Annotated in this window: 1 protein-coding gene; it reads left to right on the top strand. The window is 65.4% G+C overall.

Annotated features, from left to right (window positions below):
* Positions 1–433: SDR family oxidoreductase (locus tag HWX09_RS33415; RefSeq protein ID WP_175888627.1), on the top strand; the 433-nt coding region annotated here is incomplete at both ends.

Here is a 433-nt window from a genome sequence, read left to right on the forward strand (position 1 = left end):
GAAGAAGATGCAGGCGATCCACGTGGACGGCGCGTTCCTGACGACGAAGGCCGCGCTCAAGCACATGTACAAGGACGATCGCGGCGGCGTCGTGATCTACATGGGTTCGGTGCATTCGCACGAAGCGTCGCCGCTGAAGTCGGCGTACGTGACGGCCAAGCACGGGCTGCTGGGCCTGGCGCGCGTGCTGGCGAAGGAAGGCGCGAAGCACAACGTGCGCTCGCACGTGGTGTGTCCGGGCTTCGTGCGCACGCCGCTGGTCGACAAGCAGATTCCGGAGCAGGCGAAGGAGCTCGGGATCAGCGAAGAGGAAGTGATCAAGAAGGTGATGCTCGGCAACACGGTCGACGGCGTGTTCACGACGGTGCAGGACGTCGCGCAGACGGTGCTGTTCCTGTCGGCATTCCCGAGCGCCGCGCTCACGGGCCAGTCG

Source organism: Burkholderia sp. BCC1208 (assembly GCF_902833095.1).
Classification (GTDB): Bacteria; Pseudomonadota; Gammaproteobacteria; order Burkholderiales; family Burkholderiaceae; genus Burkholderia.